The organism is Listeria booriae (assembly GCF_000766865.1).
Lineage (GTDB): Bacteria > Bacillota > Bacilli > Lactobacillales > Listeriaceae > Listeria_A > Listeria_A booriae.
This window is the reverse complement of record NZ_JNFA01000031.1, coordinates 86,158-99,603: the sequence shown is the minus strand read 5'-3', so window position 1 is coordinate 99,603 and position 13,446 is coordinate 86,158. Positions and strand designations below refer to the sequence as shown.

Below are 13,446 nucleotides of genomic sequence, written 5' to 3'. Positions count from 1 at the left end.
ATACAAAAGATTAAAAATTAATCTTTCTATTTACCAAAGTTAAGTCGTTTCGCGTAACCTTCTTTGTTTTCTTGTTTTACGCGAGAAATGGCTAGTGCGCCTTCTGGAACGTCTTTTGTAATCGTTGAACCTGCTGCTACAAATGCTTTGTCGCCAATTTTGACTGGTGCTACTAAGTTGGAATTACAGCCGATGAATACATCGTCGCCGATAATCGTTTTGGCTTTATTTTTGCCGTCGTAGTTGACTGCGATAGAGCCGCAACCAATATTGACGTTTTCGCCGATTTCCGCGTCACCCATGTAGATGAAATGCGGAATCTTAGAGTTTTTGCCGATGGTTGCTTTTTTCGTTTCGACAAAGTTACCAATTTTAACGCCTTCGCTGATTTCTGATTCAGGGCGTAAGTGTGAATAAGGCCCGACTTGTACGTCATCGCCTACTTTGCTGTCATAAATTGATGAGTGTCTTACTTTGACGCGTTCGCCAAGGATCGCATTATCAAGCAAGCTCGCTCCTGTAATTTCGCAATCATCGCCAATAACCGTCTTACCGTGAATGGAGACATTTGGTCCAATGATTGTATCTTGACCGATTTCTACATCTACATCAATATAAGTGTTTGCAGGATCAATCAATGTTACGCCATTACGCATATGTTTTTCATTAATACGGTGACGCATAATTTCTTGTGCTTCCGCCAAAGCTACGCGATCGTTAACGCCTAGAGATTCTTTAGCATTCTCCATACGATAAGCCGCAACAACTTCGTCTTCGTCTTTCAAGATTTTGATAACGTCTGGCAAATAATATTCACCTTGCGCATTTTCATTGGAAACTTTCTCTAGAGCTTCGAACAAGGCTAAATTATCAAAGCAATATGTTCCCGTGTTGATTTCATTGACGCGTTGTTCTTTCTCAGAAGCGTCTTTTTGCTCCACGATTTTTTCAACGATTCCAAGGTCATCACGGATAATTCGTCCGTAACCTGTTGGATTATCTAAAACTGTTGTCAAAATCGTTGCTTTTGCGCGTTTCTCGTGATGGTATTTCATCAAGGCTTCCATCGTATGTCCTTGAATAAGCGGCGTATCACCGCACACAACAAGCGTCAAGCCATCTTTATCACCTAAAGCGATTTTGGCTTGCAATACAGCGTGAGCCGTTCCAAGTTGTTCTTCTTGTACTGCAAACGTGCTTCGATCTTTCAAATGGGTCTGTACTGCTTCGGCGCCATGCCCAACAATCGTTACAATTTCCTCAGGTTGAAGTTGACTAATTTGATCAACTACGTGCTCCACCATAGGTTTTCCACATACGGGATGCAACACTTTGTAAAGCTTCGATTTCATTCTTGTACCTTGCCCAGCCGCTAAAACGATTGCATATCTATTCATCATTGACAAGACCCTCCAATATCCACTATTCTTCATAATGAATAATACCGTAAATACAGCTTTTTTTCAAGGTGTAAATAGACCGAGTAAGAAATTACATTAGAATTTAAAAAATAACGTTTTGGTGAATAATGCCTAATCAACAATTAACGACAGAATCGGAAGGTTTTTTCGGACGTTTAGAATATGTAAGAAAACATGGGTTTCGCTTTAATTAATCTTGCTTTTATTAAATGTTTTACTCCGATTAACCGTAAAACAAATCCGGAGAGCGCCATACCACTCACATCAGGTAAGACGTACATTATGCTTTAAACAAATCGAGCGAAAGCGTTTGTATTTCATGCGTTTGGTGGAAGCCGGAAGCGGAGCATACCCCCGTATGTGAGAACCGGAAGTCCGCCAAACGCATGAAATACGAACGCTTGCCGCCGATTTACATCGCTTAAGATCTGTCTTCAAACAAAAACAACCAGCGCATGGCTGGTTGTTGAAATATTTTATATTATTCAGCTGTTACTTCTTCTTCCACTGCAACATCTTCTGAAACTGCGCTTGCTTCTTCTTCGCCTACGCGAACGTATTCAGCTAGCACTACTTCTTGGATTTTTCCACGAGTGTCAGAATTGATTGGGTGAGCGATGTCACGGAATTCACCGTCAACGCCACGTTTACTTGGCATTGCAACGAATAAACCATTGTTTCCGTCAATTACACGAATATCGTGAACAACGAACTCCTCATCCAAAGTTATAGAAGCAATTGCTCTCATTCTTCCATCAGTTTCTACACGACGTAATCTCACATCAGTTACCTGCATTATTAGTCACTCCTTATCCCATTTTTTTGTCTTCTCATAGAATCTTGGGGTTTTTCATCTTGTTACTGGGACAAACACGGTTTCCCTTTAAGCCCTCTACATCACAACAAGCTTTACCCAGGCCTATAAAAAGTAGTGTTTATTCTTCATTTCCTTCTTCTGCTTCAGCTGGTGCCTCAGCGCTTTCACTGACAACTTCATCAGCCTCTGCATAAGCAGCTAGAACAGCGTCCTGAATTTTAGCACGAGTATCTGAATTAATTGGGTGCGCAATATCGCGAAACTCTCCATCTGGAGTACGCTTACTTGGCATTGCCACAAATAATCCGTCATTACCATCAATCACGCGAATATCATGTACTACGAATTCGCCATCAATCGTAATTGAAGAAATAGCTTTCATTCTTCCATCAGTCTCAACTCGACGTAATCTCACATCTGTAATTTCCATTTTCTTCACCACCTTAGCTCTTGTTGACATGCTACTTGTTGAATCAGTGCACACGCAACATCATAAAGATAACACTAGAGAATTGTTCTACTGACATTTCTCCCATACAAGAAGTAACGCTCCTTGTTCCCAAAAAGGAAAGCCCAGAATTTTTCTCTAACAACATCATAATAAAAAAAGCTAAATTTGACAACTTTGTGACTTCGCATATAAAAATTGGTTTTCTATGTACTTTTTTATTGACAAAAACGAATTGTTTTTAACATATTTATTATTGTATACTATCGTTAAACAGGCGTCTTAAATATACTCGCAATACTTGCTGTTACAATGCTTTTGCTCATTTACAAACATAATTTCAATCGCTAAAAAGAACTGTTTTATATTGTTTGACGATAAATATTATATCTATTTTTGTATACTAAAATGGGCTATTGTGATGTTTTTTACTGGTATTTTTGCACACTGTTTTTTTAATTTATTGGGAAATCGAGCGCTATTATGACAAATAAAACAGAGAGAAAACTTTACTTTAAAAATTAGTTATATCAATAGGTTTCATTGTTTCCGAAGCTAGTTAATTCAGATAAATAGAGTGATTTCGTCATTATTTTTATCGTAATTGTAACAAAGAGATTAAAAATATATGACAGAGTATTTTATCCCTATTTTAAAGCCTTTTAGACAAAAACGTCACACTTTTTTATCATTTTTTTGTGCCTAAATAATAAAAAAAGAGGATTTATGTAAGAAAATCCTCTTTTTTAAAGCCGTTATTCAGATCGTAATGCATCAATTGGACGTAATTTTGAAGCTTTATTCGCTGGCATAATTCCAAAAATAACACCAATTAACATGGAGAATAGGAATGCGCCTATAATTGTGCTTGCTGCAATTCCGGATGCTATTCCTGCAAAAGAGCTAAACGCGAGTGCGCCGGATACACCGATAGCAATACCTATCAGGCCACCTACAACACTTATAACGATAGATTCTATTAGGAATTGTGTCAAAATATCGCGTTTCTTCGCACCTAATGCTTTACGGATACCAATTTCTCTTGTTCGTTCGGATACGGAAACCAACATAATATTCATGATTCCAATGCCACCAACGACAAGGGAGATTCCTGCGATAGCGCCTAATGCTGTCGTTAATGTTGAACTGATCGTATTGAAGGCACTTAAAATCTCTTGTTGGTTAATAACTTGATATGGGGCTGTTTCGCCGCTTGATGAATCCGAAGCTGTATAATCGAATTGAATCGAAAGTCGTGATTCTAATGTATTGACTACACGGTCCACATCATCTGCTGTATCTGTTTCCACGTACAAAGTTCGAACGTTGGTGTCTTTTAACATACGCTGGGCTGCAGATAAGGGGATGAAAATTTGATCGTCGCTTGAGCCCATCATCGAATTTCCTTTTTCCTCAAGAACTCCGACAACTTTATACGGCATGCCATCAATTCGGACGTATTCCCCGATTGGATTGGAGAAGCCGAATAAATCGCTTGCTACGTTTGGTCCGATTACGGCTACTTTTTGTCCGTATTCTACGTCAATGGGAAGCAGGAACCGACCGTTATCTAATTTCAAGCCACGGGCGTCTTTATATTGCTCGTTTGTTCCAACTACTTTCAGGTCTTTGGATTTGTAATCATACGTAGCTTTGACTTGGCCTGAAATTTCTGGTGATACGCTTTTAACGCCATCGATATTTTTGTATTTCATGACATCATCGTAGGTGAATTTGTCGTTTGGATTTGTGGAGCTGTTCATGACAGTGATTAGGTTAGAGCCTAGGTCGCCCATCTGGCTGTTTACTTGCTCCGTCACGCCTTTTCCTAGTGATACTAGTAGAATTACCGAAGAAACCCCGATAATGATGCCTAGCATGGTTAGGAACGATCTCATTTTACTTGTTTTTAGCTGTTTCCAAGCCATCTTCATACTTTGAAGGATCATTGTTTAACCCCCTCATGAAAAAGTTGACCGTCTTGGATGCGGATTGTTCGTGTTCCGTAATTTGCAATATCCAAATCATGCGTAATCATCACGATTGTATTTCCAGCACGATTCAATTCTTGCAAAATCGACATGACTTCTTTTCCTGTTTTGGAATCGAGCGCGCCAGTCGGTTCATCGGCTAGTAGAATTTGTGGATTCGCCGCAAGCGCCCGAGCGATAGCAACACGTTGTTGTTGACCACCTGACAATTGCGTTGGTAAATTCCGTTTCTTCTCTAGCAAGCCTACTTTATTTAAACAATCTAATGCGATTTCTTCTCGTTTTGAGACGCTCATCCCGCCATAAATCAGCGGCAGTTCGACGTTCTCAAAAGCAGAAAGTTTCGTCAGTAAGTTGAACTGTTGAAAAATAAAACCGATTTTCTTATTGCGAATAGCGGATAGTTTGTTATCATTTAGCGTTGCCACATCGACACCGTCCAAGTGATACTCGCCAGAATCTGGAACGTCTAAACAACCAATCATGTTCATCAAGGTTGACTTACCAGAACCAGACGGACCAACAATCGCTAAAAATTCGCCCTGTTCAACGGCTAATGTCACATTATCAAGTGCTTTAAATGTTTCACCGCCAAGTGTATATGTTTTCGTTAAGTTTCTCATATCTATAAGTGGACTCGTCATGCTATTCACCTCCTTGTTTCGTCTAGGCATTAAAATCCTGGTTGTGACGACGTTGTTTTCGTTGGTAGGATAACTTCATCGCCTTTTTCTAGACCTTTGGTGATTTCCATGTTGTCCTCATTATGAAGTCCAATTGTTACGTATTGTTTTACTTCTTTTGTTGTGTTGTTCTTGCCTTTTTTAGGAACGAGTACGTAATATTTATCGTCGTCATTTTTTTGTACAGCTTCGACTGGAACGTATAACGCGTCTGTCTTTTCTTTTACAAGAATGGAAGCGTCGGCTGTCATGCCAGATTTCAAACCAGTTGTGTCATCGATAGAAATTGTTACTAAGAATGAAGATACGCCGTTCATCACTGTTCCTTGTTCAGCAATTTCTTTAACTTTACCGATGAACGTCTTGTCTGGTAGTGCAGTTACTGAGATTTTTGCTTCTTGATCTTTCTTTACATTCGGAACGTCAAGCTCGTCCATTTGTACTTGTAGTTCTAACTCATCATAATCAGGTGCTTTTTGATCTTGTGGAACAATTGCGCCTGTTGCTGTCGCGTTAATTTTTAAATCGCCTTGTTTCACTTTCGTTGTTACAAGATCTTTCGTTGCTGCCGTGTCAGAACCCGATTTATTGCCCAAAAATAGGACTGCTCCAACGACAATGACTGCAATGATAACGATCGCAATCAACCATTTAACCCACTTCTTCATGTGTATTGCCCCTTCCAAATTCAGTAATAATGTGTTAGTTGCCTTATTATGTAGGTAACCAATCATACAAAAAGTCCGCAAACAAAAAAACTTCACTAACTAAACTGTTCGCTTCCTTTCTATAAGTTCTTATTGTAGCACAAATCAAAATAAAACCAGTCATACGGAAGTCTTATTTATTCATTCATAATCTATTCATAAAAAAACTGAAACCCGTAGAGCGCATCGCAATTGCTACTCATGGATTCCAGTTTCTATTTTATTCACTTGGGTATTGAAAATAATTGCCTTCGACGACTTGAATTTGTTTTTCTTTAACGTTGACATTCTTGATTTTGACTAAAGAAATGTAATCGTCTACAAGGCGTTCTTCGGCGTATTCTGATTCGACAAGGACGCCGATGCCAACTAGGTTCGCATTGAACTCCTCAAGCAAGTTCTTCATGCCGTTAATGGTTCCGCCGGCTTTCATGAAGTCATCGACAATGACCACATTCGAACCTTCTGGCAGGCTGCGTTTGGAAAGCTCCATTTTCTCGATTCGTTTGCTGGAACCAGAGACATAATTGATGCTTACCGTCGAACCTTCTGTTACTTTGCTGTCACGACGAACGATAACAAATGGGACATTCAGATGTTCTGCCACAGCTTGGGCAATCGGAATGCCTTTCGTCGCCACAGTCATGATAGCATCGATTGGTTGTTTATTGAACTTCGTCGCTAAAATTTTGCCGATATGGCTGAGCGTCACTGGTTCCCCTAGTAAGTCAGATAAATACAAATAACCACCAGGCAAAAGACGATTAGGCTCAGCGATGCGATTACAAAGCGTTTGAACAAAATCTAGCACATCTGCGTTATCCGCAATCGAAATGTATTTCACGCCACCAGCAGCGCCTGGAACTGTCTCAAGCGTACCGATGCCTCTATCTTCAAATGTTTTCTTTATAATAACTAAATCCTCACTAATAGACGATTTCGCTGAACCATAACGTTCTGCAAATAACGTTAATGGGACTAATTTACGTGGATGACTTAGCAAAAACTGTGTCATATCAATTAAACGTTCGCTACGCCGAATTTTCATTGCACTTCTTCTCCTCTTTTTAAAGATGCTTTTCCAAACAATATAACATGATTCCCTTTTTTTGTACGTGTTTAAGTCTATTATAAAGATTTTTGGCTGGAAAAGATAGCGATAAACTATTTATTCATGCGCGGCTTGGTTTGAATCGCTTTATTTCATAACCTCTTTAAAGCTAGCTACTTCTGCGCCAACTGATTGCAAGGCTTCTACTACCTCATCTGATGTAAGGAATGTCAGCTCTTTAATGCGATAATCAGAATACGAACTTAGAGATAACAATGTTTCGTCAATGAAAGCTGGATGACACATGAACTCTAATGTTTTCGTATCGTCTTTATGTTTGGTAATGACTTGTTTAACAACTTCTGCGTTAATACCTTCTGCGTAAAACTCGTCTGCAAAACGATCCGTTGTTGGAATGCCAGTATAATCTGCATCGTGTACAGACCGACGCATACCGACGCCGTATTTCTTTGCTAATTTTTGAATAACAGGAAGCACGATTGGTTCGATTAAATGATGCGTGTCAAAATGTGAGATGGAAAGACCAGCCCCTAGAATTTTTTCAATTTGCGCGGTGAATTCACGTTCTACTTCATCAAAATCAAGCTTGTCGCCTGAAGCACGCAAAACATCTTGTGCTAGGAACTTACCAGATGGCGCTGTTAATGTAGGCACGTCTTTTAAAATCGGGCTACCGAATGTTAGCGTTAAATGGGCGCCAATATCGAGTCCTGGATTTTCTTTCGCCACTTCTACACCTAAATCAAAAGCAGGGGAATTCGCAAGCATCGTCGTTGATTTCACGACACCATGTTTGTACGCTTCTAGAATTCCATAGACAACACCTTTAGATAAACCAAAATCATCCGCATTAAAAATCACTTTCATCATTACCGACTCCTTCGTGAATTTACTTTTATATTATCTTTCTTCTTGCCATGGTCTTACTAAGTACACTTCCTCACAAAAGCCACGCAAGCCGTTATAGACGCGTTTCGCTCGTGAGTATTGTTTGACAAGGGCGAACACTGTTGGGCCGCTACCGCTCATTAAAGCCGTATCTGCGCCGAATTCCAGCATCTTCTCCTTGATCCGCTTTACTTCGGGGTGTTTCACAAGCGTGACCGTTTCCAAAACATTCCCGATATTATCGCAAATCCCTTCAAAACTACCATCTTGAATGGCTTGTACCATCCCTTTCGTGTTCGGGTGCTTTACTTCGCCAACTTTTAAATCGCGGTATACGCCAGGTGTGGAGACGCTAATCGATGGCTTGGCAAGCACAATCCAACAATTCGGCATCATTGGTAATGGTTCGATTATTTCGCCGCGTCCTGTAGCAAGCGCTGTTCCGCCGTATAGACAAAACGGGATATCCGAGCCAAGTTCTGCGCCGAGATCCGCCAATTCTTCCAGCGACAAGTTCAAATCCCACAGTTGGTTCAAGCCTTTAAGGGCTGCCGCCGCATCACTACTTCCACCCGCAAGACCCGCTGCTACAGGGATACTCTTGTCGAGCGTTATCGCTACGCCTTGTTTTATCTGAAATCGTTCTTTCAAAAGCGCTGCGGCTTGATATACCAAATTGCGTTTATCATCTGGAATGAAGTGCGCTTTTACGTCGAGTTTGATGCAGTCCTTTTCGAGTAAAACAAGCTGCAGACGATCCGCTAAGTCAATTGTTGTCATTACCATTTCGAGTTCGTGATAATTGTCTTTTCTTTTGTACAATGCATCCAATGATAAATTAATCTTCGCAGGTGCTTTCACATTTATTTTCATCGTTTCTACAGCCTTTCTATAGAACCATATCGTTCAACCATTTATTTTCTCTTTGTTTATTCTACCACATCGCTACCTAAATATGTACTAGAAATGTATACGCTAAGCTTCTCGCATGAACTCGGCGCATCAAAAAACCAGCCCGCATGCGAACTGGTCTTGAGATATTAGTGATTAAAGTGCTAACTCTTTACTTACATCATCAGTAAAGTCTAATTCTACAGTGTCTGTTAAAATGTCTGTATAACTATAAGATACTCTTTCAAAATTGTTCTCGTCTTGATCTAACTCAACGACGAAAACAGATGGATAAGTTTCGGCTAATACACCGCAACGCTCGATTGTTTTCTTACGTCCGCCGTTAGCTTTCAAAGTTAGTCTTGTTCCAAGTCTGGATTCAAGATTTTGTTTGATGCTTGCAATAGTTTTTGACATTTATTTTCCACCTCACTAAATACCAGTATAGCATAATGAGGCCTAAAAATCAATAAACAAATATTTTAACAGCGAAACGCCTTCGTGTCAACCTCTATGATTACTTTTTAAGCAATTTTTCTTCATTTTCTCATGAAATCGTCAAGAAAATTACTTAAAATCGCAAATTCAGGGATTGTAAGCGTCTCACCGCGGCGTTTTACGTCAATGCCAAGTTCGGCAAGCGCGGGCTCTAGCGTCTCTTTTTTTGCCTTTAATTCAGGGAAACGGTTCACGAGATTGTTCCATAACGTCTTACGTCTTTGCGCGAAGGAAGATCGTGTGATGTCGAAAAAGAAGTCGATGTTGTTCACTTCTGCTGGTGGTTCTTGACGCCGCTTCAAGTGAATAATCGCCGAGTCTACATTTGGTTGTGGCATGAAGACCGTTTTTGGAACGATAAAGGACAGCTCAGCTTCCATGTAATACTGGATGGCGATGGATAAACTGCCGTATGCTTTCGTACCTGGTTTTGCGGAGATGCGGTCTGCTACTTCTTTTTGTAGCATAAATGTCATGCTAGAAACAGGTAGGTCTTCGTGGAGTAGTTGCAAAATAATCGGTGTCGTCACGTAATACGGTAAATTGGCAACGACTTTCACAGGCTGCTCGCGATTCGGAAGCTTCGTTGCAATCATTTCCCCAACATCTACTTTCAAAATGTCTTCGTTCACGATTTCCACGTTATCATAGGCTGCCAATGTGTCTGGCAAAATAGACATCAAACGCTGATCGATTTCGAATGCCAATACGCGCTTGGACGTCCGCGCCAAATGCTCCGTTAACGCGCCGATTCCTGGCCCGATTTCGATAACATCTGTGTCCTTATCCAGCTCCGCCGTCTCCGTAATCCGTCGCAAAATATTGCTATCAATTAAAAAGTTCTGACCTAGGCTTTTCTTAAATAGAAAGTCGTATTTCTTTAGGATTTCCTTCGTACGACCGGGTGTCGCTATATCTTTATTCATTCGCTTCCTCCTGCATTATGAGGCCCCATGCGGCTTCAAATTGTTCATTGGTAATGCCAAACATGCGTAGTCGTGCTTGCAGTTGTTTGCCATTGGTATAACCTATTTTAAGGATTTCTCCTAACTTTTGTCGTTTCGCTTTAGCGCCTGAACCGCCCATCAAACCAAGATTAACAAGGCGTTCGTAGGAAATTTCGCTTGTTGTGATGCGATCATCGCTCGTGTGGAAATGCTGCAGTGCTTCGCGGATAACGTCAGGTGTGGCATGTTCAACGCCCAGACCACGACCATATTTCGGTAAGGCATCGCTACGTTTGATGAACGCGTGATGGCAACCAGGAACTGCTGCATCGATTTGCTTTCTAATTTTCTCACCAGGGAAATCTGGGTCGGTTAATATGATAACGCCGCGTTTTTCTTTTGCATGGCGAATTTGCTCGATTGTCATCTCGGATAGCGCTGAGCCATTTGTTTCGATGGTATCTGCTTCTACCGCGCGATGTATGGCTGTTGTGTCATCCCGTCCCTCAACAACGATGACCTCGTGAATCACTGGCTTCTCCATCTCTAGCGCTCCTTTTTTTCATAGTCTTTCTATCATACCATACATTCTAAAAAAGCTGAACATAAAAAAGAAGCAGAAAACCGCCGCATGTTGGGCTAGTGACCTGCTTCCTTGATTTAACTTAGTTTAAAATTGTTACGTTCACAGTACGGCGTCCCCATGAATAGCATTGGCTTTCATTCGGGAAGTATACGTCAACGATATTTCCTTTAATAGCTCCGCCAGTGTCACCAGCAATTGCTTCTCCGTAGCCTTCAACGTAGACTCTAGAGCCTAGTGGAATAACGCTTGGATCAACGGCAACTACTTTTAGGCCTGGGTTTGCTGTTAAGTTAATACCTGTTGCAGTAGTACCGCCACCTGAGTAGGCAGTAGATTCCATCTTGATCGTTTGACCGCCAGATGGTTTGCTGCTTACTTGTGTCGCATTACTGTTTGATGATGAAGATTTAGAAGATGTTGTTGCTTTTTTAGAAGAAGAAGTGCTATTGCTAACTGGTGTTGCAACGACTTTCTCTTTTGTACCGCGAACAACGATTTTATCTTCTGGTTTTGCAGTTACTTCTTCGGCAAGTAGTTTACGTTGTTTTTCTTTCCCATTTTCAAGGACAACATCGTATTTGGCTACTTTTTCGCCTGCTTTTCCTTCTTGTACTACTTTCTCAACGCCTGCTGCTAAGTTATCGTCTTCTTTAACAACTGTTTTGTAAGCAACTTGCGATTTCTTTTCGTCGGTTTTCTTGTCCACGTATGTAACAACAACCGTCATATTGTTTGCAAGTTTCGCCGTTTTTGCTGGCAATACTTTGTCATGTGCGTCTAATTTGATGTTCTTTTCTGCTAATAGGTCTGCAACTGTATCTTTTGTAGTCCAAGTTGTCTCTTTTTTAGCACCATTTTGGATTGCTAAAGCTACTGCACGGTCGATTTTAACTTCCATGTTTTTAGCAACTTTGGCATCTAGCGCTACGTTTAGAGCATCTTGTGGACGTGTTGTAATATTTTCGTCCTTCAGTACTTCAGCAACGGTGTTTTTTGTTGTCCACACGTTTACTTCTTTACCTTCGTCGTTAATTGTGATTTGTTTAGCTGGAACGTAAGTAATTTTCATTCCATCTTTTAATGCTGCGTCTTTGGAAACAGATAGTTCATCATGTTTTCCAACTTTGACACCTTCATCGTTTAGTACCTCAGCTACTGTTTTAGCATGTGTGCTTACTTTTGTAACCTCGCCTGCTTTTACAATGGTGATATCGTTTTTAGTTCCCTCGAAAACGAAATAAAAAACCAAAGCTATGACAATAACAAACGCGCCAATCATAATTGGTAAACGCCATTTTGATTTCTGGCTTGCGTTACTGCTAGTTTCCATGGTCATGTATTTCTCCCCTTTCTAGTTCTGTTGTGATTATATACGGGGGACGAAAGAACTGTCAACGAATTAAGGAATCGAAATGTCTAGACCAAACAAACATGCCTAAACGTTGCTACCAAGCCATTGTAAAACTCTTTCATTACATTCTATGTCTAATATGTCAAAAATGTTTCAAAGCATTCAGTCTCTGGTCGTAGGCATAATATAGCGGGTTCTTAAAGATTTCTTTAACTTTTGGCAAACCTTGCTTAAGATTCCGTTACAGAGTTCGCTTATTGTTACAAACGTGTTACAGAAATCACTCTATCCGGAAGAGCCTTTTTGCATTTTCTGTGGTGTGGTAGGCGATTTCCTCATATTTCAGTTCTTTTAATTCTGCGAGCTTATCGGCAACAAGCTTGACGTAACCCGGCTCATTTCGCTTCCCTCGATTTGGGTGCGGCGCAAGATATGGGGCATCTGTTTCGATCAAAATACGGTCTAACGGCGCCATTTCTGCTGCAATTTTTGGTAATTTTGCGTTTTTAAAAGTGACTGTTCCGCCGAATGAGATGTAGAAATTCATGTCAAGACAGGCTTGCATCACTTCGACAGTTTCGCCAAAACAGTGCATGATTCCACCAACTTCTGCTGCGTTTTCTTCTTGTAAAATGCGGACAACGTCTTCTGTTGCTTCGCGGTTATGGATAACAATTGGAAGATTTACTTCTTTTGCAAGGCGGATTTGCTGGCGGAAGACTTCAAATTGTGTTTCTTTTGGCGAGGTATCCCAATGATAATCTAAGCCCATTTCGCCAAGCGCCACGACTTTAGGATGCGATGCTAGTTCTCTTAGCCATTCTAGCTTTTCTGGTGTAAATGTAATCGCGTCTGTCGGATGCCAACCAACGATTAAATAAATAAAATCATATTGTTCTGCGAGCTCGAGTGCTCGATTAATGGTTTCTTCGTTAAAGCCAACAACGGCCATTCGTGTTACGTCATTTTCTTTAGCGCGCGCGATGACTTCTTCTAAATCGTCGTTAAACGCGTCGTCATTTAAGTGTACATGCGTATCAAAAAGCATTTTTACCCCTCATTTCTTTATTTTTATGCAACTTTCTTCTATATAATAGCACATAATTTTATTTTGGGGATTAATCGTTGCTTTTTACTATAGTAGAA

General features: G+C 40.5%; 14 protein-coding genes. All 14 read right to left on the bottom strand.

The genetic code is table 11. From position 1 onward, the window contains the following. Positions 1 to 26 precede the first annotated feature (26 nt). Complete coding sequence (gene glmU / locus EP57_RS15980) at positions 27 to 1,400, bottom strand: bifunctional UDP-N-acetylglucosamine diphosphorylase/glucosamine-1-phosphate N-acetyltransferase GlmU (protein WP_036088376.1); 1,374 nt, start codon at positions 1,398 to 1,400, stop codon at positions 27 to 29. A 502-nt stretch (positions 1,401 to 1,902) separates the two neighbouring features. Then, positions 1,903 to 2,217, bottom strand: a complete 315-nt coding sequence (spoVG, locus tag EP57_RS15975; protein ID WP_036088375.1) for a septation regulator SpoVG — start codon at positions 2,215 to 2,217, stop codon at positions 1,903 to 1,905. 139 nt (positions 2,218 to 2,356) lie between these two features. Next, on the bottom strand, positions 2,357 to 2,668 hold the full coding sequence (gene spoVG, locus EP57_RS15970) for a septation regulator SpoVG (RefSeq protein WP_036088374.1): 312 nt from the start codon (positions 2,666 to 2,668) through the stop codon (positions 2,357 to 2,359). A 773-nt stretch (positions 2,669 to 3,441) separates the two neighbouring features. Further along, complete coding sequence (locus EP57_RS15965) at positions 3,442 to 4,635, bottom strand: ABC transporter permease (protein WP_036088372.1); 1,194 nt, start codon at positions 4,633 to 4,635, stop codon at positions 3,442 to 3,444. Next, complete coding sequence (locus tag EP57_RS15960; RefSeq protein ID WP_036088370.1) at positions 4,632 to 5,321, bottom strand: ABC transporter ATP-binding protein; 690 nt, start codon at positions 5,319 to 5,321, stop codon at positions 4,632 to 4,634. The genes EP57_RS15965 and EP57_RS15960 overlap by 4 nt, the downstream gene beginning before the upstream one ends. Positions 5,322 to 5,350: 29 nt before the next feature. Then, complete coding sequence (locus EP57_RS15955; protein ID WP_036088368.1) at positions 5,351 to 6,028, bottom strand: efflux RND transporter periplasmic adaptor subunit; 678 nt, start codon at positions 6,026 to 6,028, stop codon at positions 5,351 to 5,353. Positions 6,029 to 6,287: 259 nt separating this feature from the next. Beyond that, complete coding sequence (gene purR / locus EP57_RS15950) at positions 6,288 to 7,115, bottom strand: pur operon repressor (RefSeq protein ID WP_036088366.1); 828 nt, start codon at positions 7,113 to 7,115, stop codon at positions 6,288 to 6,290. A 150-nt stretch (positions 7,116 to 7,265) separates the two neighbouring features. Beyond that, entirely contained in the window at positions 7,266 to 8,006 is a 741-nt protein-coding gene (chbG, locus tag EP57_RS15945; RefSeq protein ID WP_036088365.1) for a chitin disaccharide deacetylase, read from the bottom strand. 33 nt (positions 8,007 to 8,039) lie between these two features. After that, positions 8,040 to 8,900, bottom strand: coding sequence for a 4-(cytidine 5'-diphospho)-2-C-methyl-D-erythritol kinase (gene ispE / locus EP57_RS15940; protein WP_036088364.1), 861 nt, complete (start codon positions 8,898 to 8,900; stop codon positions 8,040 to 8,042). A 174-nt stretch (positions 8,901 to 9,074) separates the two neighbouring features. Beyond that, on the bottom strand, positions 9,075 to 9,335 hold the full coding sequence (veg, locus tag EP57_RS15935; protein ID WP_036067518.1) for a biofilm formation stimulator Veg: 261 nt from the start codon (positions 9,333 to 9,335) through the stop codon (positions 9,075 to 9,077). Between the two features lie 122 nt (positions 9,336 to 9,457). Beyond that, a complete protein-coding gene (gene rsmA / locus EP57_RS15930; RefSeq protein ID WP_036088362.1) occupies positions 9,458 to 10,342 on the bottom strand; it encodes a 16S rRNA (adenine(1518)-N(6)/adenine(1519)-N(6))-dimethyltransferase RsmA in 885 nt (294 codons plus the stop codon). After that, positions 10,335 to 10,907 (bottom strand): ribonuclease M5, encoded by a 573-nt coding sequence (rnmV, locus tag EP57_RS15925; RefSeq protein WP_036088360.1) that lies wholly within the window; start codon positions 10,905 to 10,907, stop codon positions 10,335 to 10,337. Before rnmV ends, rsmA begins: the two co-directional genes overlap by 8 nt. Before the next feature lie 121 nt (positions 10,908 to 11,028). Beyond that, entirely contained in the window at positions 11,029 to 12,285 is a 1,257-nt protein-coding gene (locus tag EP57_RS15920) for a G5 and 3D domain-containing protein (RefSeq protein WP_036088359.1), read from the bottom strand. A gap of 295 nt (positions 12,286 to 12,580) precedes the next feature. Continuing rightward, positions 12,581 to 13,348 carry a TatD family hydrolase gene (locus EP57_RS15915; RefSeq protein WP_036088357.1) on the bottom strand — a complete coding sequence of 256 codons (768 nt, stop codon included), beginning with the start codon at positions 13,346 to 13,348 and terminating at the stop codon, positions 12,581 to 12,583. Between the last annotated feature and the right edge of the window lie 98 nt (positions 13,349 to 13,446).

Excerpts from the sequence above, each read along its gene's own strand:
- glmU (WP_036088376.1), bottom strand. The coding sequence starts at position 1,400 with ATGATGAATAGATATGCAATCGTTTTAGCGGCTGGGCAAGGTACAAGA.
- spoVG (WP_036088375.1), bottom strand. The coding sequence starts at position 2,217 with ATGCAGGTAACTGATGTGAGATTACGTCGTGTAGAAACTGATGGAAGA.
- spoVG (WP_036088374.1), bottom strand. The coding sequence starts at position 2,668 with ATGGAAATTACAGATGTGAGATTACGTCGAGTTGAGACTGATGGAAGA.
- EP57_RS15965 (WP_036088372.1), bottom strand. The coding sequence starts at position 4,635 with ATGATCCTTCAAAGTATGAAGATGGCTTGGAAACAGCTAAAAACAAGT.
- EP57_RS15960 (WP_036088370.1), bottom strand. The coding sequence starts at position 5,321 with ATGACGAGTCCACTTATAGATATGAGAAACTTAACGAAAACATATACA.
- EP57_RS15955 (WP_036088368.1), bottom strand. The coding sequence starts at position 6,028 with ATGAAGAAGTGGGTTAAATGGTTGATTGCGATCGTTATCATTGCAGTC.
- purR (WP_036088366.1), bottom strand. The coding sequence starts at position 7,115 with ATGAAAATTCGGCGTAGCGAACGTTTAATTGATATGACACAGTTTTTG.
- chbG (WP_036088365.1), bottom strand. The coding sequence starts at position 8,006 with ATGAAAGTGATTTTTAATGCGGATGATTTTGGTTTATCTAAAGGTGTT.
- ispE (WP_036088364.1), bottom strand. The coding sequence starts at position 8,900 with ATGAAAATAAATGTGAAAGCACCTGCGAAGATTAATTTATCATTGGAT.
- veg (WP_036067518.1), bottom strand. The coding sequence starts at position 9,335 with ATGTCAAAAACTATTGCAAGCATCAAACAAAATCTTGAATCCAGACTT.
- rsmA (WP_036088362.1), bottom strand. The coding sequence starts at position 10,342 with ATGAATAAAGATATAGCGACACCCGGTCGTACGAAGGAAATCCTAAAG.
- rnmV (WP_036088360.1), bottom strand. The coding sequence starts at position 10,907 with ATGGAGAAGCCAGTGATTCACGAGGTCATCGTTGTTGAGGGACGGGAT.
- EP57_RS15920 (WP_036088359.1), bottom strand. The coding sequence starts at position 12,285 with ATGACCATGGAAACTAGCAGTAACGCAAGCCAGAAATCAAAATGGCGT.
- EP57_RS15915 (WP_036088357.1), bottom strand. The coding sequence starts at position 13,348 with ATGCTTTTTGATACGCATGTACACTTAAATGACGACGCGTTTAACGAC.